This window comes from Microbacterium oxydans (assembly GCF_000956525.1).
GTDB lineage: Bacteria > Actinomycetota > Actinomycetes > Actinomycetales > Microbacteriaceae > Microbacterium > Microbacterium oxydans_A.
Genome location: NZ_JYIW01000026.1, coordinates 415,339 through 434,997 on the forward strand (window position 1 = coordinate 415,339; position 19,659 = coordinate 434,997).

Below are 19,659 nucleotides of genomic sequence, written 5' to 3' on the forward strand. Positions count from 1 at the left end.
CGTCATGACCGTCACCGAACAGGCCACCACCGGATCCGCGCGTGTGAAGCGCGGGCTGGCCGAGATGCTCAAGGGCGGCGTCATCATGGACGTCGTCACCGCCGATCAGGCGAAGATCGCCGAGGATGCCGGTGCGGTCGCCGTCATGGCGCTCGAGCGGGTGCCGGCCGATATCCGCGCGCAGGGCGGCGTCTCCCGCATGAGCGACCCCGACATGATCGACAGCATCATCGATGCCGTCTCGATCCCGGTGATGGCGAAGGCGCGCATCGGGCACTTCGTCGAGGCCCAGATCCTCCAGGAGCTCGGCGTCGACTACATCGACGAGTCCGAGGTGCTGTCGCCGGCGGACTACGTGAACCACATCGACAAGTTCCCCTTCACGGTGCCCTTCGTGTGCGGCGCGACGAACCTCGGCGAGGCGCTCCGCCGCATCAACGAGGGCGCCGCCATGATCCGCTCGAAGGGCGAGGCCGGCACCGGCGATGTCTCGGAGGCGACCAAGCACATCCGCAAGATCCGTTCCGAGATCAACGTGCTGCGCTCCATGACGAAGGACGAGCTGTTCGTCGCCGCCAAGGAACTGCAGGCGCCATACGAACTGGTCGCCGAGATCGCCGAGACGGGCAAGCTCCCGGTCGTGCTGTTCGTGGCCGGTGGCGTCGCGACGCCGGCGGATGCCGCGATGATGATGCAGCTCGGAGCCGACGGCGTCTTCGTCGGCTCCGGCATCTTCAAGTCGGGCAACCCCGCCGAACGGGCCAAGGCGATCGTCAAGGCGACCACGTTCTTCGACGACGCGAAGGTCGTCGCGGAGGTGTCCCGTGGGCTCGGCGAGGCGATGGTCGGGATCAACGTCTCCGACCTGCCTGCACCGCACCGCCTTGCCGAGCGTGGCTGGTAACCCCCAGGTCGGTGTGCTCGCGCTGCAGGGCGACGTGCGCGAGCACGCCGCCCTGCTCGAGGGTCTGGGCGCCGACGTCGTGCTCGTCCGCCGTCCGGAAGAGCTCGACGCCGTCGCCGGTCTGGTGATCCCCGGCGGCGAGTCGAGCGTGATCGACAAGCTCTCGCGGCTGTTCGGAATGCAGGAGCCGATCCGCGCGGCGATCACCGCCGGCATGCCGATGTACGGCACATGCGCCGGCCTCATCCTGCTGGCGGACACCGTGCTCGACGGCATCGACGGGCAGGAGTCCTTCGGAGGGCTGGACGTCGCCGTTCGGCGCAACGCGTTCGGTCGCCAGACCGAATCCTTCGAGACGGAGCTCGACGTGCCTGTGCTCGGCGCACCGTCGGTGCACGCGACCTTCATCCGTGCGCCAGTCGTCGAGCGTGTCGGCGCCGGAGTCGAGGTCCTCGCGTCGCTGCCCGACGGCACTGTGGTCGCGGTGCAGCAGGGCAGCCTGCTCGGCACCAGCTTCCACCCCGAGGTCGACGGTGAGACGCGGTTCCACGAACGGTTCCTCGGTCTCGCAGAGTCATTCGCCCGCACGCGGCGTTCGACGCACGTCTAGGCGTCGACCAGGGCTCGGATCGCAGCCACCGTGCGGTCGATGTCGTCGGATGTCGTCGCCCACGACGACATCGAGCAGCGCTGCGTCGCTCGACCGCGCCATTCGGCTCCGGTCACCGCAGCAGTGCCCTCGTCGAGGATCGCTCGGCCGAGTGCGCGGGTGGCGTCGTCATCATCGAGCCGGAACATCACCTGGGTGTAGCCGACCTCGTTGACGACGTGCATGCCAGGGATGGACCGCAGTCCGGATGCCATCGCCTCGGCGTTCGCGTGCAGCCGGTCCAGGAGCTGCGCGACGCCGGAGCGACCGAGGCTGCGCAGTGCGGCCCAGGCCGGCACGCCGCGTGCACGTCGGGAGAGCTCCGGCGTCACGTCCCAGGGATCCAGTCCCGTGTACATCAGGTAGTCGCCGCCGGTGCGGAACGCGGCGATCGAGTCTGCGGGGTCTCGCACGATGGCCATGCCGCAGTCGTACGGCACGTTGAGGGTCTTGTGCCCGTCCGTCGCCCACGAGTCTGCCTCCTCCATGCCTGCTGTGAGCGTCCGAAGCGTCGGCGAGGCGGCAGCCCAGAGCCCGAACGCTCCGTCGACGTGCACCCACGCCGCGTGCGTCCTGGCGAGCGGGATCAGCGCCTCGAAGTCGTCGAAGGCGCCGGTATGCACCTCTCCTGCCTGCAGGCACACGATCACGGGACCGGTGCCGCTGCCGAGCTTTCGCTCGAGGGCGTCGGCCCGCATCCGTCCCTGATCGTCTGAGTCGATCACGATCAACTCAGCGCGTCCGATCCCGAGGAAGCGCGCCGCGCGATCGATCGAGCTGTGACGATCCGCGCCGACGACGAAACGCAACGGCGGCGCGTTCCTGAGCCCGCGTTCGCTCACGTCCCACCCGGTCCTGGCCAACACGGCTTGGCGCGCTGACGCGAGACAGGTGAAGTTCGCGAGCTGTCCTCCGGTGACGAACCCGACGCTCGCCGAGGCGGGCAGGCCGAGGAGATCCAGCATCCACCGCCCTGCGATCCGCTCCATGGCGACGGTGGCAGGAGCCAACGCCGACGAGCCGGAGTTCTGGTCCCACGCCGAGACGAGCCAATCAGCTGCGAGTGCAGCTGGATGCGTGCCGCCGATCACGAAGCCGAAGAATCGTCCGCCGGGGATCGCGACGAGACCGGGGTCGGCGCGGGTCGCGATCTGCTCGATCACCTGAGCCGGGTCGATGCCGTCTTCCGGAAGCGGTCCTCCGAACGCAGCCAGCATCTCGTCGAGACCAGCGCGCGGCCACACCGGTCGGTCGTCGAGGGTCTCCAGGAACTCCGTCGCGCGTCGGTGGGCGGCGTCGAGCGCACGCGTTCTGTCGTCGAAGCCGCTCTGGTCCATGGCTCAGGACTACACCCGCGAGCCATCGTGCACCAGACGTCCTCGATCACCCGGGACGGCCGGAGCCCCGCGAGGGTTTCGGCCGCCGGCAGGTGCGCCGGGTACGGTGGCGGCATGCGAACACCACTGAGGACGACCGGAGTCAGTGCGAGCGGAGGCACGGTCGAACTCGTGGGCAGACGCGGCGCGGACTGGGCTCACATCGCGACCACGCGTCGTCCGTTGGCCGAGGCGATCGCCGAGCTCGATTCGGCCGACCAGGCTGCCGCCCACGCGGACCCCGCGTACGACCGAGCGGTCGCGTCGAGCAGTCCCGCGGCGCCGCGCTTCGCGATCGGGCAGCAGATCCTCTGGCGCTACGGGCGGGTGATCGAGACGGCACGCGTCGTGCGCGATGACGACCGCGGGCTCGTGGCCTGGACCCCGTCGGCCTCGGCTCGCCTCGACGCGGTTCCAGCCGACGGCCGACACCCGCGTGAGGTTCCGCTCGAGGAGCGCTTCCTCGTGCCGTGGCATGCCGTCGAGCGCGCCTGGACGGGGCCGGGCATCCTGCGAGTCGCCCCGACCGGAAAGCCGTGGTCGGTGTGGTTCTTCCGGCGCGAAGACGGGACGGCCGACGGCGTGTACGTGAACATCGAGCTTCCGCACCGACGCATCAGCGGCGAGGAGGCGGCCGTGTTCACCCGCGACCTCGTGTTGGATCTGTGGATCGACGCCGAGCACCGCGGTGAGGAGGACGTCTGGCTCAAGGACGCGGACGAACTCGCAGCCGCGGTCGACCAGGGTCGGTTCTCGCCTGAGCAGGCAGAAGCGGTGCGTGTGCTCGCGGACCACGCGGGAGCAGAGCTCATCATGGATGCCGCCTGGCCGCTGGATGACGGGTGGGATCAGTGGGTGCCGGACGCGGATGCCGACGTCCCGCTCGAGTTGCCGGAGACAGCTGCGACAGCCGCCGCGCGTACGCGCTCCGGCAGGAGGAGTCTCGAGGGCTGAGCCACCCGGCGGGGGTCAGCGGGTGCGCCGGTGGGAGAGCAGCCAGTCGAAGAACTCCGGGTTCCCGTATGTCTCGGTCCAGGAGTCGTGCCCCACGCCCGGGTACCGCGTGAAGCGCACGTCGCCGCCGAGTGAACGGAGTTCGGTCACGATGTCGTCCGTGGCGGCGATCGGCACGACGTCGTCGGCGTCGCCGTGGAACGCCCAGACGGGCAGGCTCCGGATCGGCGCGGCGCTCTGCAACCACAGCCCGCCGCAGATCGGCGCGATCGCGGCGAAACGATCGGGATACCGTACCGCCATGCTCCAGGTGCCATACCCGCCCATGCTCAACCCGGTCACCGAGATGCGTGCGCTGTCGATCCGATGCGCCGCGACGACCTCGTCCAGCAGCCCGGACAGCGTCGAGAGTTCAGCGACCCACTGACTCGATTCGGCGCACTGGGGCGTGACGAGGACGAAGGGGAACTCGTGCCCGGCATCCGCCAGCCTCGGCGGACCGTGCAGTGCCGCTCGGTCGAGGTCGGAACCCCGCTCGCCCGCGCCGTGCAGGAACAGCACGAGCGGCCAGCGCCTGTCCGGATCGGCGTCGTAGTCCTCCGGCAGATGGACCAGGTATCGGAGGGTGTCGACGGGTGTCGGCTCGTCGTCGTGCACCTCGGATGAGCGGTCGGCAGGGGAGATGTGACGGGATCTGCGCATGTCTCCATCCTGCGCCACTCGCGCAGTTCGTTAGAATAGACGATGCCCTGGGTGCGAGCTTCTGGGCGGAGACGACGAGCGGAGACTTATGTCCGGGCATTCCAAGTGGGCCACCACGAAGCACAAGAAGGCCATCATCGACTCCAGGCGCGCGAAGTCCTGGGCCAAGCTCATCAAGAACATCGAGGTCGCGGCCAAGCTCGGCGGTGCCGACCTGCAGGGCAACCCGACCCTCTTCGACGCCATTCAGAAGGCCAAGAAGACCTCAGTCCCCAAGGACAACATCGACCGCGCAGTGAAGCGTGGCGCAGGCATCGGCGGCGAGGCCGTCGAGTACCTCTCGATCATGTACGAAGGCTACGGACCCAACGGCGTCGCCCTCATGATCGAGTGTCTGACCGACAACAAGAACCGTGCCGCCGCAGAGGTTCGCACCGCGCTCAGCCGCAACGGTGGAACGCTCGCCGACCCCGGCAGCGTCGCCTACAACTTCAGCCGCAAGGGCGTCATCGTCGTCGGTTCCGAGGGGACCACCGAGGACGACGTCATGATGGCGGCGCTCGAGGCCGGCGCCGAGGAGATCGAGCCGCACGCCGAGGGGTTCGAGATCGTCACCGAGGCGAGCGATCTGGTCACGGTGCGCAGCGCGCTGCAGGACGCGGGGATCGACTACGAGTCGGCCGACGTCGAATTCGTGCCGAACCTCAAGGTCGAGATCGACGCTGACACGGCTCGCAAGATCTTCCGTCTGATCGACGCGCTGGAAGACAGTGAGGACGTGCAGAACGTGTTCACGAACTTCGACCTCACCGCCGAGGTGCAGGCCGAGCTCGAGAACGACGACGCGTAGGCGCGGCGGGCGGGTCCAGCGGCCCCTCCGACGTAGCCTGGGGGAGTGACCTCTTCGCTTCGGGTGCTCGGCATCGACCCCGGCCTGACCCGGTGCGGTGTGGGCGTGGTCGACGTCGATCGCACCCGGCGCGGCACGCTCGTGCACGTCGGGGTGATCCGCTCATCTCCGGATGCCGAGATCGGTGACCGCCTCGCGATCGTCGCGGCCGGCATCCGCGAGGTGATCGCCGAGTATCGCCCTGATGCGGTCGCGGTCGAGCGTGTGTTCGCACAGCAGAACACCCACACCGTGATGGGCACCGCCCAGGCGAGCGGCGTGGCACTGCTGATCGCCGCTGAGCACGGACTCCCCGCCGCGACCCACACTCCGAGTGAGGTCAAGGCCGCGGTCACGGGCTACGGTTCGGCGGACAAGCGCCAGGTGCAGGCGATGATCGCCCGCATCCTGCGACTCGATGCGCCTCCGCAACCCGCGGATGCCGCGGACGCGCTCGCGATCGCCCTCTGTCATGCGTGGCGCCGTGGCGCCGCCGGTGCGCCAGGGCAGGCCGCGCTGACCCCGGCGCAGCGCGCGTGGGCCGACGCGGAGCGTGTCGCTCGAACATACCTACGATCAGCCCCGTAGGCTGAGGGAATGATCTCCTCCCTGCACGGTGTCGTCCTGCTCGCGACGACCGACCAGGTCATCGTCGAGGTGGGAGGTGTCGGATTCTCCGTCGCCGTCCCGGCCGATGTCGCTCACACCGCGACGGTGGGGGAGCGGATCCTCCTGCACACCAGCCTCATCGTGCGTGAGGATGCCCTGTCGCTCTACGGGTTCGCCGACCGCGAGGAGCTCGAGATCTTCGGGCTGCTGATCAGCGTGACGGGCGTGGGGCCGAAGTCCGCACTCGGCGTGCTCTCGCACCTCACGGTCGACCAGATCGCCGAAGCCGTCACCTCGGAGGACGACGCGCCCTTCCGCCGTGTCTCCGGCATCGGGCCGAAGACCGCGAAACTCATCGTCCTGCAGCTGGCGGGCAAGGTGCACCCGGTGGCGCCGAGTTCGCGGGCTGCGTCCGCAGGTCCCGCCGACATCACCACGCAGGTCACGGCCGCCCTGATCGGCCTCGGCTGGTCGGAGAAGGTCGCGGCCGAGGCGGCCGCACAGACGGCGGCGGAGGCGACGGATGCGGAGCGCAGTTCGGTCGCCGCGCTGCTGCGTCGCACGCTCGCCCTGCTCGGACCGGCACAGGGAGGCCAGTCGCGTGTCTGACGCCCTCGACGCCAACGAACCGGTCGACGAGACAGAGCTCGCTATCGAAGGCGCGCTGCGACCGACGAGCCTCGGTGAGTTCGTGGGCCAGCAGAAGGTGCGCGGCCAGCTGCAGCTGCTGCTCGACGCTGCACGCATCCAGAGCCGTCCGGCCGACCACATCCTGCTCGCGGGCCCTCCTGGGCTCGGCAAGACCACCCTCGCGATGATCGTCGCGCACGAGAGCGAGCGCCCGCTGCGCCTGTCCAGCGGGCCCGCCATCCAGCATGCCGGCGACCTCGCGGCATTGTTGTCGAGCCTGGTGCCGGGCGAGGTGCTCTTCATCGACGAGATCCATCGCATGGCTCGCTCCGCCGAGGAGATGCTCTACCTCGCGATGGAGGATTACCGCATCGACATCATGGTCGGCAAGGGAGCCGGCGCGACGAGCATCCCACTCGAACTCGCGCCGTTCACCCTCGTCGGCGCCACCACGCGATCCGGACTGCTGCCCAATCCGCTGCGCGACCGCTTCGGGTTCACCGGTCACCTGGAGTTCTACGAGGAGCACGAGCTGGAGCGCGTCATCGCACGCTCGGCGTTGGTGCTCGGCGTCGATGTGCCGACGGACTCGCTCAACGAGATCGCGCGCCGTTCCAGGGGCACGCCCCGCATCGCGAACCGGCTGCTGCGCCGCGTGCGCGACTACGCGCTCGTGCACGGCGACGGGGCGGCGACCATCGACGACGTCCGGGCAGCGCTCGAGCTCTACGACGTCGACCCCATCGGCCTCGACCGCCTCGACCGCGCGGTGCTCGAGGCACTCGTGCGTCGCTTCAAAGGCGGACCGGTCGGTCTGAGCACGCTCGCCGTCGCTGTCGGCGAGGAGGCCGAGACCGTCGAGAGCGTCGTCGAGCCGTATCTCGTCCGCATCGGCTTCCTCGGGCGGACGCCCCGCGGGCGTGTCGCGATGCCGGAGGCGTACACGCACCTCGGGGTGAAGCATCCGGACGGGATGCTTCAGCTCGATGACCTATAATCGCTGGAGACTTACGGTTATGTCTGTGCGCCCAAACGCTGGTGCGTGCACCGAGAAAGGCGCTGAACCATCATGGAAATCCTCCTCTTCGGACTCCTCGCAGTCCTCCTCGTCTTCATGATCTTCAACACGCGCAAGCGCACGAAGCAGATGAAGGCCGAGCAGGAGGAGAAGGCGACCAAGACGGTTCCCGGCGTGAAGGTGCTCCTGCAGGGCGGCATCTTCGGCACCATCGTCGCGTACGACCCCGAAGACCTCGACACGCCCGCGCTCGTGGAGATCGCTCCCGGAACCATCATCGAGGTGCACAGCCAGGCGATCCTCCGCATCGTCGAGCCGAAGGACGCCGTCGACGACGCCATCGCCGCAGATGCGATCGCTGATGACGTCGTCGCCGATGACGTCATCGAGGTCGAGACCGCTCAGGTCGTCGAGACCCCCGAGGAGACGCGCGCCCGTCTCGAGCGCGACGCAGACAACAAGTAGTCCCTCGCCTCCGCGCGGTCCCTCGGAACTCCGGTCTTCTAGAAAGCTGAACACACGTGGCTTCATCCTCTCCGGTCCGCCATGCCTGGCGGGTCCTGCTCGGTCTGCTGCTCGTCACGGGGGTGCTGTTCGGGATCAACTCCCTGGGCGTCTACGTCTTCAAGGACGGCAATGGAGGACCGGCGAGCTCGTGGTCGCCTGAACTCGCGCTCGACCTGCAGGGTGGCACCCAGATCGTCCTGAGCGCCGAGACCGAGGATGGTGCGGCCCCGACCTCGGAGCAGCTCGACCAGGCTGCGGCGATCATCCGCCAGCGTGTCGACGCGTCTGGTGTGGCCGAGGCCGACATCACGACCGAGGGCGGACGCAATATCGTCGTCCAGATTCCCGGCGTGGCCGATCAGCAGACGCGCGATCGGATCCAGTCCAGTGCGCAGCTCGAGTTCCGTGCCGTGCTCTATACGGACGTCGCCGCCACATCGTTCGTCGGTGAGGACGGAAACGAGACTCCGTACCCGACTCCTGCCCCCGACCTCGAGGCGACGCCCACTGCGGAGCCGACGGATGGCAGCGACCTGGCCTGGATCACACCGAAGCTTCAGGCGGAGTTCCTGGCCTACGACTGCAGCAATCCGCAGAACGACGCCTCGAAGGGCCCCCAGGACCAGCCGCTCATCGCGTGCGACCCCACGGGCGCTGAGAAGTACATCCTCGGTCCGACGGAGCTCACCGGCACCGCGATCGACAATGCCGTCGCCGGCCGCGACCCGCAGTCCGGTGCCTGGACCGTGCAGCTGACCATGAACGCCGACGGAGCCGACGCGTTCGGCAAGGTCAGCACCCGCCTGAACCAGAACCGCATCGACGGCCAGACGCCGCGTGACCGGTTCGCGTTCGTGCTCGACGGGTCGGTCATCTCTGCCCCGACGATGAACGGCCAGATCCTCGACGGCCGCCCGAGCATCTCCGGCAGCTTCACGCAGGAGACGGCCACGACGCTCGCCGACCAGCTGAAGTTCGGCGCGCTGCCGCTGAGCTTCGCCGTGCAGAGCGATGACACGGTCTCCGCGACCCTCGGCACCCAGCAGCTGCAGGTCGGCCTGATCGCTGGGCTGATCGGTCTCGCGCTCGTGGCGATCTACTCGCTGATCGTCTACCGTGCCCTCGGCTCGGTCATCATCGCCTCGATCGCGGTGATGGCGGTGCTCACCTACATCGTCATCTGCATCCTGGCGTGGCGTCTCGGCTTCCGCCTGTCGCTCGCCGGTGTCGCAGGCCTCATCGTGTCGATCGGCTTCACGGCCGACTCGTTCATCGTCTACTTCGAGCGAATACGAGACGAGCTCCGAGACGGCAAGTCGATCACCTCCGCGGTGGAGGACGGCTGGGGTCGTGCGCGTCGCACGATCTACATCTCGAAGTCGATCAACATCCTCGCGGCCGTGGTGCTCTACATCCTCGCCGACTCGACCGTGAAGGGCTTCGCGTTCACGCTCGGCCTGACGACCCTGATCGACGTCATGATCTTCGTGATCTTCACGCATCCCGTGATGCAGCTGCTCGCCAGAACGCGATTCTTCGGCGGCGGGCACAAGCTCTCCGGACTCGATCCTGAGGCACTCGGCGCGGTCTACCGCAGCCGCTCCCAGTTCCGCCCCGTGGCCACCGCCACGGTGGGCCGAGGGGCGAAGAACGCCCGCTCGCGCGGAGAGGCAGAACGCCGACAGACGATCGCAGAGCGCAAGCGCGCCGAAGCCCTCGCCGGCGAACCATCGAACAAAGCCGGAAGTGAGGGAGACAACTGATGCCTTCCATGAATGAGTTCGGCAACAACCTGTACTCGGGGAAGACATCCTTCCCGTTCGTCGGCAAGCGCCGTCTGTGGTTCATCATCGCGATCATCCTGGTGGTGGGTTCGGCACTCGTGCCGCTGATCCGCCCGATCCAGTTCTCGATCGAGTTCACCGGTGGATCCCAGTTCACGGTGCAGGCTCCCGACAGCAAGGACCAGGACACCGCGGCGAAGGCCGTGCGTTCGGTCGTCCCCGGCGCTGCTGCGAAGGTCGCCATCGTCAGCGGCACCGACGTCCGCGTGCAGACCGACCAGATGAGTGCCGAGGAGACCCAGCAGGTCGCCAATGCACTCGCTGAGGCGTACAAGGTGGATCCGGCCGAGGTCACGTCATCGTTCATCGGCCCGGCGTGGGGTGAGAACGTCACGAAGCAGTCGCTCTGGGGCCTCGCGATCTTCCTCGCGCTCACGTTCCTGATCCTCGCGATCTACTTCCGCACCTGGAAGATGTCGGCGGCAGCCATCATCGGTCTGCTCGACGTGCTCGTGATCACGGTCGGCGTGTACGCTCTCGCCGGCTTCGAGATCTCGCCCGCGGCGGTGATCGGCTTCCTGACGATCCTCGCGTATTCGCTGTACGACACGACGGTGGTGTTCGACAAGGTCAGGGAGAACACCACGGAGGACGGTGAGAACTCGTCCAGACTCTTCGGAGAGTCGGTCAACCTCGCGGTGAACCAGACGCTCGTCCGATCGATCAACACGTCTGTCGTGGCCGCGCTGCCGGTCGGCGCCGTGCTCTTCATCGGAGCCTTCTGGCTCGGTGCCGAGTCGCTCACCGACATCTCGCTGTCGATCTTCGTCGGCATCCTGGTCGCGACGTATTCGACGCTGTTCGTGGCCGCCCCGCTCTACTCGCTGTTCCGTGAGAACGAGCCGGCGCTGAAGGAACGCGATGCACGCGTCCGCGCGGCGCGCAGCAAGGCTGCCGTCGAGGCCTGAGCGTCGCCACCGCGCGGGCCGACCACCCGGTCGACGCGCGTAAGATTGATGAGTTCGGAGGTGAGTGGATGGCGGATGCACCGTCGACATCGCAGGGGTCAAGCCTGCGGCGTCTGGTACCCCGCATCTTCTCGCGCGCGTCCAGGGTCAACGATCTCGACAATCTGATCCGCACGGTCCGCGCCAACCACCCCAAGGGTGACTTCTCGGTCATAGAACGCGCGTATGCGGTCGCGAAGGAGAAGCACACCGGACAGCAGCGTCAGAGCGGTGAGCCGTACATCACGCACCCGCTCGCGGTCGCCCAGATCCTCGCCGATCTGGGTCTCGGTCCTCGTGCGATCGCCGCCGCCCTGCTGCACGACACCGTCGAGGACACCGGCTACGCGCTGACCGATCTGACCGCGGAGTTCGGCGACGAGGTCGCGATGCTCGTCGACGGCGTCACCAAGCTCGACAAGGTGAAGTACGGCGAGAGCGCTCAGGCAGAGACCGTCCGCAAGATGATCGTCGCGATGTCGAAGGACATCCGCGTGCTGCTCATCAAGCTCGCCGACCGCCTGCACAACGCTCGCACCTGGGGTTTCGTCCCGCCGGAGAAGGCGACGAAGAAGGCCAAGGAGACCCTCGAGATCTACGCGCCCCTGGCGAATCGACTCGGCATCCAGGCCATCAAGTCCGAGCTCGAGGATCTCTCGTTCGCGGTGCTGCACCCGAAGATCTACAACGAGATCCACAGCCTGATCGCGCAGCGCACACCGCAGCGCGAGAAGTACCTGACACAGGTCGTCGAGGAGATCGACGAGGACCTGCGTGATCTGCGAATCCGCGGCAAGGTCATCGGACGCCCGAAGCAGTTGTACTCGGTGTACCAGAAGATGGTCATCCGAGGTCGCGAGTTCGACGACATCTACGACCTCATCGGCATCCGCGTGATGGTCGCCTCCGTCCGCGACTGCTACGCGGTGCTCGGTGCGATCCATGCGCGCTGGACCCCGTTGCCCGGCCGGTTCAAGGACTACATCGCGACGCCGAAGTTCAACCTCTACCAGTCGCTGCACACGACCGTCATCGGTCCTGCCGGTCGCACGGTCGAGATCCAGATCCGCACGCACGAGATGCATCAGCAGGCCGAGTACGGCGTGGCGGCGCACTGGATGTACAAGGAGCGGATGAACGGCGGCGGCAAGACCGAGGTCCGCGCCTCCGACACCGACATGGCGTGGCTCGCGCATATCTCCGACTGGCAGGCGGAGACCGCCGACCCCGGTGAGTTCCTCGATTCGCTGCGGTTCGAGATCGGCGCGAAAGAGGTCTACGTCTTCACGCCGAAGGGCCGCGTGATCGGTCTGCCGGCCAGCGCGACCCCGGTCGACTTCGCGTACGCGGTGCACACCGAGATCGGCCACCGCACCATGGGCGCGAAGGTCAACGGGCGCCTTGTGCCGCTCGAGTCCGAGCTCAAGAGCGGCGACGTCGTCGAGGTCTTCACCTCGAAGAACCCGGATGCCGGTCCCAGCCAGGACTGGCTCGGCTTCGTCGCGAGCACGCGTGCTCGGAACAAGATCCGCGGCTGGTTCACGAAGGAGCGCCGCGAAGAGGCGATCGAGCAGGGCAAGGAGGCGATCGCTCGCGCGATGCGCCGTCAGAACCTTCCCCTGCAGAAGCTGATGAGCCACGATTCGTTCGCCGAGGTCGCACAGCAGCTTCGATATGAAGACGTCTCTGCGCTGTATGCGGCCGTCGGCGAAGGACACGTGTCGACGCAGTCGGTCCTCGAGAAGGTCACCGCGCTCGTCGAGGCGAACGATCCCAACACCGGGACGATCGATCTTCCGGGCAGCGTGCCGACGCGGGAGCCGCGCACGGGCGACTCCGGCATCCTCGTCAGAGGCGCGGCAGACATCCTCGTCAAGCTCGCGAAATGCTGCACCCCGGTGCCCGGCGACGCGATCGTCGGTTTCGTGACGCGTGGCAGTGGCGTCTCGGTGCACCGTTCGGACTGCGTGAACGTGAAAGCGCTGTCGTCGGAGCAGGACCGCTTCGTCGAGGTCTCCTGGGCGCCGACGAAGAAGAGCGTGTTCCGTGTGCAGATCCAGGTCGAGGCGCTCGATCGTTCAGGGCTGCTCTCCGATGTGACGCGTGTGCTCAGCGAGCACCACGTGAACATCCTCTCGGCGACGGTGAACACCAACGACGAGCGTCTTGCGATCAGCCGCTTCGTGTTCGAGATGGGCGACGCCGTGCACCTCGACCGCGTGCTGAACGCCGTGCGCCGCATCGATGCGGTCTACGACGTTTACCGCGTCACCACGTCCTGAGCGCCAGCCGCTCCAGTACCTCCCGGCCGGTGCGGGTGCCCGGCACCCGTTCGAGCGCTTCCAGCGTGCTGCGTGCCTCGTGCACGACCGCGGGCGCCACCTCTGCGAGGCGTTCGATCCAGTGCAGCGCGCCGGCATCGCGGTGCAGCGCGAGCACGAGGTCGAGCATGGTTCTGGTCGGGGTGACGACAGCGATGCCGCCGAGCTCCACGAGATCGACTGCATCCACCGCGGTGTCGTGGAATACCACCCGCAGACTCGGTCGCGGTCGCACCCGACGCACCCGTGCGCGCTGCAGGTGATGCACGGACGGGGGAGCGTCACCGGCGCCGTGGATCCACGCCGCCGTGGGGCCGGACGCCGCGGTGCCCTCCTGCACGAACCCGGCGACACTGCTGGCGCGCACATCCGGACTCTCGACGAGGTCAGCCGGGATGTAGGCGTCTCCGATGTCGATCACGTCACCGTCGAGCCGAGCGGCGCTCAGCTCGGGAAGGCTCAGGCGATGGCCGGGGACATACAGAAGCGCGGGGTGCATCACGCCAGTGTGGCGCAGCGCACCCCGCGCTCAGGATCGATTCGACCCGACTGTGGAGAAGTGATCAGCCGCCGAGGGCGTTCAACCACGTACGGCGAGCCTCGAGAGCATCCGCTGCTTCCTTGGCTGCCTTCTTGTTCCCGGCCTTCTCAGCCGCCGCGAGCTCGGACTCGAGCTTCTCGATGGCCTCGAGAAGCTGCGAGCTCATGTCGTTCGCGCGGGCCTTGGTCTCCGGGTTGTTCTTCTTCCAGTCGACCTCTTCGCGAGCCTTCAGGGCCTGCTCGATCACGCGGAGACGGTCGTCGAGCGCGCGCTCCTTCTCGCGAGGGAAGACGCGGCCGATCTCGTCCCACTGACGCTGAATGCCGGTGAGCAACGCGCGTGCGCGCTTGATGTTCGGCTCATCCGCGACGGCCTTCGCCTCTTCGAGGAGCGCCTGTCGTGCTTCGATCTTGGGTCCGGACTCGGCCTCTTCCGCGGCTGACTGCTCGGCGCGTGCCGCGTAGAGCGCGTCGCCGGCGGCCTTGAATCGTGCCCACAGTGCGTCATCCGCCTTGCGTCCGGCACGGCCGGCAGCCTTCCACTCGTCGAGGAGGGTGCGGTATGCGGGGATGCCGTCGATGCCACGAGGGGCAAGCGCCTCTGCGCGCTCGACCAGTCGCGACTTGGCGTCGCGAGCGGCCTTGTGCACGTCGTCGAGCTCGGAGTAGAACGCCCGGCGCTGCTTGTCGACCACGGCGCGTGCGTCGCGGAATCGCTTCCACAACTGCTGCGAGATGCCCTTCGACAGGCGGGGACCGGTCTGCTGCTGTGCCTGCCATGCGTCGAACAGCTCGCCCAGCTCGGCGGTGACCTGCTTCCACTGCACCTTGCTGAGGTCGCGAGCGGCGATCGCCTCGGCACGTTCGACGAGCACGGTGCGCTCGGCGATGGCCTGGTCGATGAGCTCCTTGGCCTGCGCCGCCTCCTGGGCGGTCGCCTCCGACAGCGACGAGGTCAGGGCGTTCAGGCGGTCACGGAGACCCGCCAGATCGCCGACCGCGGCTGCATCCGTCGCCTCTGCGAGCACGTGACCGGCCTGCTTGACCAGGTCGCTGGCTGCTGCCCCGCCGGCCTGGTGGCGCTGCTCGAGCGCGTGCACCTTGAAGGCGATGTCGTCGTACTTGCGCACGAAGTAGGCGAGCGCCTCGTCGGGTGTTCCGTCGGGGTACTGACCGACCACGCGCCAGGCATCGCCCTCGCGAACCTCGACCGTGCCGTCTTCACTGACGCGGCCCCATTCGGTGCCGTCGCTCGAGGGAGCTGCGGTGGGTGCTGAGGGGGCGACAGCCGGCGCGGCAACGCGCGGGGGTGCCGGAAGACGCGGCGGACCCGGCACGGGCGGACCCGGGACGGGGGGAGTCGGCTTCGTAGGTTCGGTGGCAGACAAGAGTGCTCTCCTTGCGCGGTCATCCCGCGGGAGGGGGAAGGGACGGGGTTCAGCCTAGTACGCGCACGGCTGCGGTGCCGGATGCGTCCTCGCATCCGGCACCCGACACTCGTTACCCATCCGTGATGTGATCGTTCGCTGCGTGAAACACATCGCGTCACATGCGAGAAACACGGGAGGCCTAGCGTCGCGAGTACGGCATGATCGCCGCCGACAGGAGCGCCATCGATGAACAGTCCCACCACCACCGAGATCCTGATCGTCGGTGCGGGGATGGCGGCGCGACGGTTCGCCGAGCAGCTGCTGACGCGAGCGTCCGAGCCGGTGCGCATCACCATGATCGGCGACGAAGGACGACAGCCGTACGACCGCACCAGGTTGAGCGATCTGTTCCTCGGCGCGGCGGAGGAGGACCTGACTTTCGATTCCTCGCTCTTCGAAGACGACCGGATCGAGCTGATCGTCGACGACCGAGTGCTGCGCATCGACCGTCGAGCGCAGACGGTGCTGACCCGATCACGGCAGACCCATCGCTACGACACCCTCGTGCTGGCCACCGGCGCCTACGCGGCCCGGATCGCGGTCGACGGCGCCGCGCTGCCGGGATGCTTCGCATATCGCACGCTCGATGACGTCGAAGAGCTCCGCGAGTTCGTCCAGGCGCGCAGCGCCGAGCTCGGGCGTGACCTCCGTGGTGTCGTGATCGGCGGCGGGGTGCTCGGACTCGAAGCGGCAGGCGCCCTGCAGACGATGGGGGTCGATGCGACGGTCATCCAGTACGCGGATCGACTCATGGCCACGCAGCTCGACGGCACTGCGGGCAGCATCGTGAAGCGGCACCTGCAGGCGCGCGGGATCGCGGTGCGCACCGGCACTCGAGCGACCAGGATCGACCCGGACGAATCCGGCGCGGTCACGGCGATCGAGTACCAGGACGGCTCGTTCCAGCGAGTCGACGTCGTGATCTTCACTGTCGGGATGCTCGCCCGAGACGAGCTCGCCCGCAACGCAGGGATCGACGTGCATCCGCTCGGCGGCATCGTGATCGACGACGGATGCCGTACCTCCGATCCCGCAGTGCTCGCGATCGGCGAGGTCGCCAGCTACGACGGACGCTGCGTCGGGCTGGTGGCAGCGGCGTACGAGATGGCCGACGTCGCTGTCGGGCGCCTGCTGGGTGAGGATGTCGCGTTCTCGGGGTACGACGAGTCAGCTGCGGTCACACTCGCCGGTGTCGAGGTGGTCAGCTTCGGCGACGCGCTCGCGAGCACGCCGGATGCGGTCGATGTGCTGTATGCGGACCCGATCGCCGGGGTCTACAAGAAGCTGGTCCTCGCGGAGGATGCGCACACCCTGTTGGGCGGGATCCTGGTGGGCGATGCGTCCGCCTATGGATCGCTGCGGCCGCTGGTGGGAGCGAGACTCGTGGGAGACCCCTCGTCGTACGTGCTGCCGGCGCGCGGCTGAGGCGGCCGCGTCGCGCGGGCTATCCGGCGGGCGTCTCGCCCGGGACGGGCGCCTCTGAGGGGGCCGGGGTCTCGGTCGGCGCGACCGTGGGGGTCGGCGTCGGCTCGGGTGCGGTCACCTGGGCGTGCACGACCTGACTCGCGATCGCGGCAGCGACGATCACGACGCCGACCACGATGCCCACCACGTTGTCACGCACGCGGCGACGGATCTGTCCGTCGTGCCAGCTGACGCGGGCCGCATGGATGCGAGCACGTTCCGCCTGTGCGCGCTGCTGTGCGTTCTTGGACCCGCGTGCCGCCATCTGCCCTGGTTCCCCTCACTGCGTCGCCGCTCGACGTCGCCTGAGAGCCTACCGTCGTGAACGTCGTGACCCCGCATTAGCCTGGAGTCATGACGTCCCCTGCCGCTCTGCTCTCCGGGCAGACGCCCCTCGCCGTGCGCATGCGCCCGGTGTCACTCGACGAGGTGGCAGGGCAGCGGCACCTGCTGCGCGCCGGATCGCCGATCGTCGCCCTCGCCGACCCTGACGCCACCTCACCAGGAGCGGTCTCGATCATCCTGTGGGGCCCTCCCGGCACGGGGAAGACCACGCTCGCGCAGGCGATCGCCCGCTCGTCCGGACGCCGTTTCGTCGAGCTCTCCGCGATCACGGCCGGCGTGAAGGACGTGCGCGAAGTCATGCAGGAGGCCATCACGCAGCGCGATCTCTACGGTCAGACGACGATCCTGTTCCTCGACGAGATCCACCGGTTCACGAAGGCGCAGCAGGACGCCCTGCTGCCCGGTGTCGAGAACGGCTGGGTGATCCTGATCGCTGCGACCACGGAGAACCCGTCGTTCTCGGTGATCTCGCCGTTGCTGTCCCGGTCGCTGCTGCTCACGCTGCAGGCGCTGACGGATGACGACATCGGTCTGCTCGTCGACCGAGCGGTGAGCGATGCTCGTGGGCTCAACGGCATGGTCTCGCTGGGCGACGAGGCGCGGTCCTCGCTCATCAGACTCGCCTCGGGAGATGCGCGACGCGCGCTGACCGGTCTCGAAGCTGGTGCGGCCGTCGCGCTCTCGCATGCGACCGAAGGCACGGGCGAGGCGAAGGGCGACAAGAAGGGGGAGAAGAAGGGCGGCTCGAAGAAGCCCGCGGATGTCCCTGAGGTCTCCGCCGATGACATCGCCCAGGCCGTCGATCGCGCGCTGCTGCGGTACGACCGTCAGGGTGACGAGCACTACGACGTGATCAGCGCGTTCATCAAGTCGATCAGAGGTTCCGATCCCGATGCCGCGCTGCACTACCTCGCGCGCATGATCGAGGCGGGGGAGGACCCCCGGTTCATCGCCCGGCGTCTCGTGATCTCCGCCTCCGAAGACGTCGGCCTCGCCGACCCGCAGGGACTCGTGATCGCCGTCGCCGCTGCCGACGCCGTCGCGTTCATCGGCATGCCGGAAGGACGCATCCCGCTCGCCGAGGCGACCGTGTACCTGGCCACCACCGCCAAGTCGAATGCCGCCTACACGGGGATCGACGCCGCGATCGCCGACATCCGCAAGGGCGGGTTCGGCCGCGTGCCGCTGCACCTTCGCGACGCGCACTATCCCGGGGCGAAGCGACTCGGCCACGGCCGCGGCTACGTGTATCCGCATGATGCGGAGTTCGGGATCGTGCCGCAGCAGTATCTGCCTGACGAGCTCGACGGGCGTCAGTACTACGTGCCGAAGACGCTCGGCGCAGAGCGCGATATCTCGGCTCGGCTCGAGAAGATCCGCCGGATACTCGGCGATCGATGACGCGCGGCCCGATCTGTTAGAATTGACCGGCTCGAAACCGAGTTTTCGGGCATCTCCTCGTTCATACCCCACCTTGCTGGCGCCCCGGCGTGCGCTCCAAGGCAGAACGCGGACGATACGTCCGTGAGTCGTGAAAGACGCGACCACGTCATCGGAAGGACAACTTCGTGACCACGAAGTCCCAGGACCGCCGCAAGGTCCGGCTCAGCCGTGCCCTCGGCATCCCGCTCACCCCGAAGGCCGCCCGCTACCTCGAGAAGCGTCCCTACGCTCCGGGTGAGCACGGCCGCACCAAGCGCAAGGCAGACAGCGACTACGCCGTCCGTCTTCGTGAGAAGCAGCGTCTCCGCGAGCAGTACGGCATCCGTGAGAAGCAGATGCGCAACACGTTCAACGAGGCTCGTCGTCAGGACGGCCTGACCGGTGAGAACCTGGTCGAGCTCCTCGAGATGCGTCTCGACGCACTCGTCGTGCGTTCGGGCTTCGCCCGCACCACGGCTCAGGCTCGCCAGCTCGTCGTGCACCGCCACATCCTCGTCGACGGCCAGCTCGTCGACCGCCCGTCGTTCCGCGTGAAGCCGGGTCAGCTCATCCACGTCAAGGCCAAGAGCGAGGGCACCGAGCCCTTCCAGGTCGCAGCAGCCGGCGGTCACGCCGAGGTCCTGCCTCCCGTTCCCGGCTACCTCGAGGTCGAGCTCGACAAGCTCCAGGCTCGTCTGCTCCGTCGTCCGAAGCGCGCCGAGGTCCCCGTGACCTGTGAAGTGCAGCTCGTCGTCGAGTACTACGCGGCTCGCTGAGTCTCGCGCATCACGCGCAATCACGCAGAAGGCGTCGGGGGTTCCCGACGCCTTCTGTCGTTTCCGCATACGATGGAGACACCGCGCCTTCGCGGATCAAGGGCAAGGATGACGTCATGAAGAACATGCAGTGGTTCCTGATCGGTGTGATCGGCGGCTTCATCGCTGCTCATTTCATGAACAAGGACCCGCGTGGCCACGACATCCTCGCCGAGGTCGACGCCCGGATCAACGGGTTCACCGCGATCATCGGCGACGCCTACCGCGAGCAGGAGGCACGGCTCACGGAGCCGGGCAACAACTGAACCATCGCCGCGCCCCGGTGCGGCAAC

The 19,659-nt window shown here is 67.9% G+C and carries 20 protein-coding genes; 15 read left to right on the top strand and 5 right to left on the bottom strand.

The window, feature by feature from the left end:
• The first annotated feature begins 4 nt into the window (after positions 1-4).
• Both pdxS and pdxT read left to right on the top strand, forming a co-directional pair.
• Positions 5-904, top strand: a complete 900-nt coding sequence (pdxS, locus tag RS83_RS14620; RefSeq protein ID WP_045280230.1) for a pyridoxal 5'-phosphate synthase lyase subunit PdxS — start codon at positions 5-7, stop codon at positions 902-904.
• The gene (gene pdxT / locus RS83_RS14625) at positions 894-1,514 is read left to right on the top strand and encodes a pyridoxal 5'-phosphate synthase glutaminase subunit PdxT (RefSeq protein ID WP_045280231.1); all 621 of its coding nucleotides are present in this window, start codon (positions 894-896) and stop codon (positions 1,512-1,514) included. The genes pdxS and pdxT overlap by 11 nt, the downstream gene beginning before the upstream one ends.
• On the opposite strand, the gene RS83_RS14630 is transcribed toward pdxT, so the two are convergent.
• Positions 1,511-2,890, bottom strand: coding sequence for a pyridoxal phosphate-dependent decarboxylase family protein (locus RS83_RS14630; RefSeq protein WP_045280232.1), 1,380 nt, complete (start codon positions 2,888-2,890; stop codon positions 1,511-1,513). The genes pdxT and RS83_RS14630 overlap by 4 nt on opposite strands.
• A 114-nt stretch (positions 2,891-3,004) precedes the next feature.
• On the opposite strand from RS83_RS14630, the gene RS83_RS18390 reads away from it, so the two are divergent.
• On the top strand, positions 3,005-3,883 hold the full coding sequence (locus RS83_RS18390) for a DUF402 domain-containing protein (protein WP_197072141.1): 879 nt from the start codon (positions 3,005-3,007) through the stop codon (positions 3,881-3,883).
• A 15-nt stretch (positions 3,884-3,898) separates the two neighbouring features.
• On the opposite strand, the gene RS83_RS14640 is transcribed toward RS83_RS18390, so the two are convergent.
• On the bottom strand, positions 3,899-4,585 hold the full coding sequence (locus tag RS83_RS14640; RefSeq protein WP_045280233.1) for an alpha/beta hydrolase-fold protein: 687 nt from the start codon (positions 4,583-4,585) through the stop codon (positions 3,899-3,901).
• Positions 4,586-4,673: 88 nt separating this feature from the next.
• On the opposite strand from RS83_RS14640, the gene RS83_RS14645 reads away from it, so the two are divergent.
• The 8 genes from RS83_RS14645 (at position 4,674) to RS83_RS14680 (ending at position 13,311) form a co-directional block, all read left to right on the top strand.
• A complete protein-coding gene (locus RS83_RS14645) occupies positions 4,674-5,435 on the top strand; it encodes a YebC/PmpR family DNA-binding transcriptional regulator (RefSeq protein WP_045280234.1) in 762 nt (253 codons plus the stop codon).
• Between the two features lie 45 nt (positions 5,436-5,480).
• Complete coding sequence (ruvC, locus tag RS83_RS14650) at positions 5,481-6,062, top strand: crossover junction endodeoxyribonuclease RuvC (RefSeq protein ID WP_045280235.1); 582 nt, start codon at positions 5,481-5,483, stop codon at positions 6,060-6,062.
• Between the two features lie 9 nt (positions 6,063-6,071).
• Entirely contained in the window at positions 6,072-6,692 is a 621-nt protein-coding gene (gene ruvA / locus RS83_RS14655; protein WP_045280236.1) for a Holliday junction branch migration protein RuvA, read from the top strand.
• Complete coding sequence (gene ruvB / locus RS83_RS14660) at positions 6,685-7,710, top strand: Holliday junction branch migration DNA helicase RuvB (RefSeq protein ID WP_045280237.1); 1,026 nt, start codon at positions 6,685-6,687, stop codon at positions 7,708-7,710. The genes ruvA and ruvB overlap by 8 nt, the downstream gene beginning before the upstream one ends.
• Positions 7,711-7,782: 72 nt before the next feature.
• Positions 7,783-8,196, top strand: a complete 414-nt coding sequence (locus RS83_RS14665) for a preprotein translocase subunit YajC (RefSeq protein ID WP_045280238.1) — start codon at positions 7,783-7,785, stop codon at positions 8,194-8,196.
• Positions 8,197-8,252: 56 nt separating this feature from the next.
• Positions 8,253-10,001 (top strand): protein translocase subunit SecD, encoded by a 1,749-nt coding sequence (gene secD, locus RS83_RS14670; protein ID WP_045280239.1) that lies wholly within the window; start codon positions 8,253-8,255, stop codon positions 9,999-10,001.
• Positions 10,001-10,990 carry a protein translocase subunit SecF gene (secF, locus tag RS83_RS14675; RefSeq protein ID WP_045280240.1) on the top strand — a complete coding sequence of 330 codons (990 nt, stop codon included), beginning with the start codon at positions 10,001-10,003 and terminating at the stop codon, positions 10,988-10,990. The genes secD and secF overlap by 1 nt, the downstream gene beginning before the upstream one ends.
• A 68-nt stretch (positions 10,991-11,058) precedes the next feature.
• Complete coding sequence (locus RS83_RS14680) at positions 11,059-13,311, top strand: RelA/SpoT family protein (RefSeq protein ID WP_045280241.1); 2,253 nt, start codon at positions 11,059-11,061, stop codon at positions 13,309-13,311.
• Here the strand turns inward: RS83_RS14680 and RS83_RS14685 are convergent.
• Positions 13,298-13,849 carry a type IV toxin-antitoxin system AbiEi family antitoxin gene (locus tag RS83_RS14685; RefSeq protein ID WP_156153221.1) on the bottom strand — a complete coding sequence of 184 codons (552 nt, stop codon included), beginning with the start codon at positions 13,847-13,849 and terminating at the stop codon, positions 13,298-13,300. The genes RS83_RS14680 and RS83_RS14685 overlap by 14 nt on opposite strands.
• Before the next feature lie 64 nt (positions 13,850-13,913).
• On the bottom strand, positions 13,914-15,278 hold the full coding sequence (locus RS83_RS14690; RefSeq protein ID WP_045280242.1) for a DUF349 domain-containing protein: 1,365 nt from the start codon (positions 15,276-15,278) through the stop codon (positions 13,914-13,916).
• A gap of 228 nt (positions 15,279-15,506) precedes the next feature.
• Between RS83_RS14690 and RS83_RS14695 the strand changes: the two genes are divergently transcribed.
• Positions 15,507-16,745, top strand: coding sequence for an NAD(P)/FAD-dependent oxidoreductase (locus RS83_RS14695; protein ID WP_052679138.1), 1,239 nt, complete (start codon positions 15,507-15,509; stop codon positions 16,743-16,745).
• 19 nt (positions 16,746-16,764) lie between these two features.
• On the opposite strand, the gene RS83_RS14700 is transcribed toward RS83_RS14695, so the two are convergent.
• Entirely contained in the window at positions 16,765-17,049 is a 285-nt protein-coding gene (locus RS83_RS14700) for a hypothetical protein (RefSeq protein ID WP_045280243.1), read from the bottom strand.
• Between the two features lie 89 nt (positions 17,050-17,138).
• Between RS83_RS14700 and RS83_RS14705 the strand changes: the two genes are divergently transcribed.
• The 3 genes from RS83_RS14705 to RS83_RS14715 all read left to right on the top strand — a co-directional run bounded on the left by RS83_RS14705 (position 17,139) and on the right by RS83_RS14715 (position 19,632).
• On the top strand, positions 17,139-18,530 hold the full coding sequence (locus tag RS83_RS14705) for a replication-associated recombination protein A (RefSeq protein ID WP_082071683.1): 1,392 nt from the start codon (positions 17,139-17,141) through the stop codon (positions 18,528-18,530).
• A 167-nt stretch (positions 18,531-18,697) separates the two neighbouring features.
• Positions 18,698-19,327, top strand: coding sequence for a 30S ribosomal protein S4 (rpsD, locus tag RS83_RS14710; protein ID WP_045280244.1), 630 nt, complete (start codon positions 18,698-18,700; stop codon positions 19,325-19,327).
• Between the two features lie 116 nt (positions 19,328-19,443).
• Positions 19,444-19,632, top strand: coding sequence for a hypothetical protein (locus RS83_RS14715; protein WP_045280245.1), 189 nt, complete (start codon positions 19,444-19,446; stop codon positions 19,630-19,632).
• Positions 19,633-19,659: the final 27 nt, after the last annotated feature.

Coding starts and splice junctions, on each gene's coding strand:
- RS83_RS14705 (WP_082071683.1), top strand. CDS start 17,139: ATGACGTCCCCTGCCGCTCTGCTCTCCGGGCAGACGCCCCTCGCCGTG.
- RS83_RS14640 (WP_045280233.1), bottom strand. CDS start 4,585: ATGCGCAGATCCCGTCACATCTCCCCTGCCGACCGCTCATCCGAGGTG.
- RS83_RS14645 (WP_045280234.1), top strand. CDS start 4,674: ATGTCCGGGCATTCCAAGTGGGCCACCACGAAGCACAAGAAGGCCATC.
- pdxS (WP_045280230.1), top strand. CDS start 5: ATGACCGTCACCGAACAGGCCACCACCGGATCCGCGCGTGTGAAGCGC.
- ruvA (WP_045280236.1), top strand. CDS start 6,072: ATGATCTCCTCCCTGCACGGTGTCGTCCTGCTCGCGACGACCGACCAG.
- RS83_RS14715 (WP_045280245.1), top strand. CDS start 19,444: ATGAAGAACATGCAGTGGTTCCTGATCGGTGTGATCGGCGGCTTCATC.
- RS83_RS14630 (WP_045280232.1), bottom strand. CDS start 2,890: ATGGACCAGAGCGGCTTCGACGACAGAACGCGTGCGCTCGACGCCGCC.
- RS83_RS14685 (WP_156153221.1), bottom strand. CDS start 13,849: ATGCACCCCGCGCTTCTGTATGTCCCCGGCCATCGCCTGAGCCTTCCC.
- secF (WP_045280240.1), top strand. CDS start 10,001: ATGCCTTCCATGAATGAGTTCGGCAACAACCTGTACTCGGGGAAGACA.
- RS83_RS14700 (WP_045280243.1), bottom strand. CDS start 17,049: ATGGCGGCACGCGGGTCCAAGAACGCACAGCAGCGCGCACAGGCGGAA.
- RS83_RS14665 (WP_045280238.1), top strand. CDS start 7,783: ATGGAAATCCTCCTCTTCGGACTCCTCGCAGTCCTCCTCGTCTTCATG.
- RS83_RS18390 (WP_197072141.1), top strand. CDS start 3,005: ATGCGAACACCACTGAGGACGACCGGAGTCAGTGCGAGCGGAGGCACG.
- RS83_RS14695 (WP_052679138.1), top strand. CDS start 15,507: ATGAACAGTCCCACCACCACCGAGATCCTGATCGTCGGTGCGGGGATG.
- RS83_RS14680 (WP_045280241.1), top strand. CDS start 11,059: ATGGCGGATGCACCGTCGACATCGCAGGGGTCAAGCCTGCGGCGTCTG.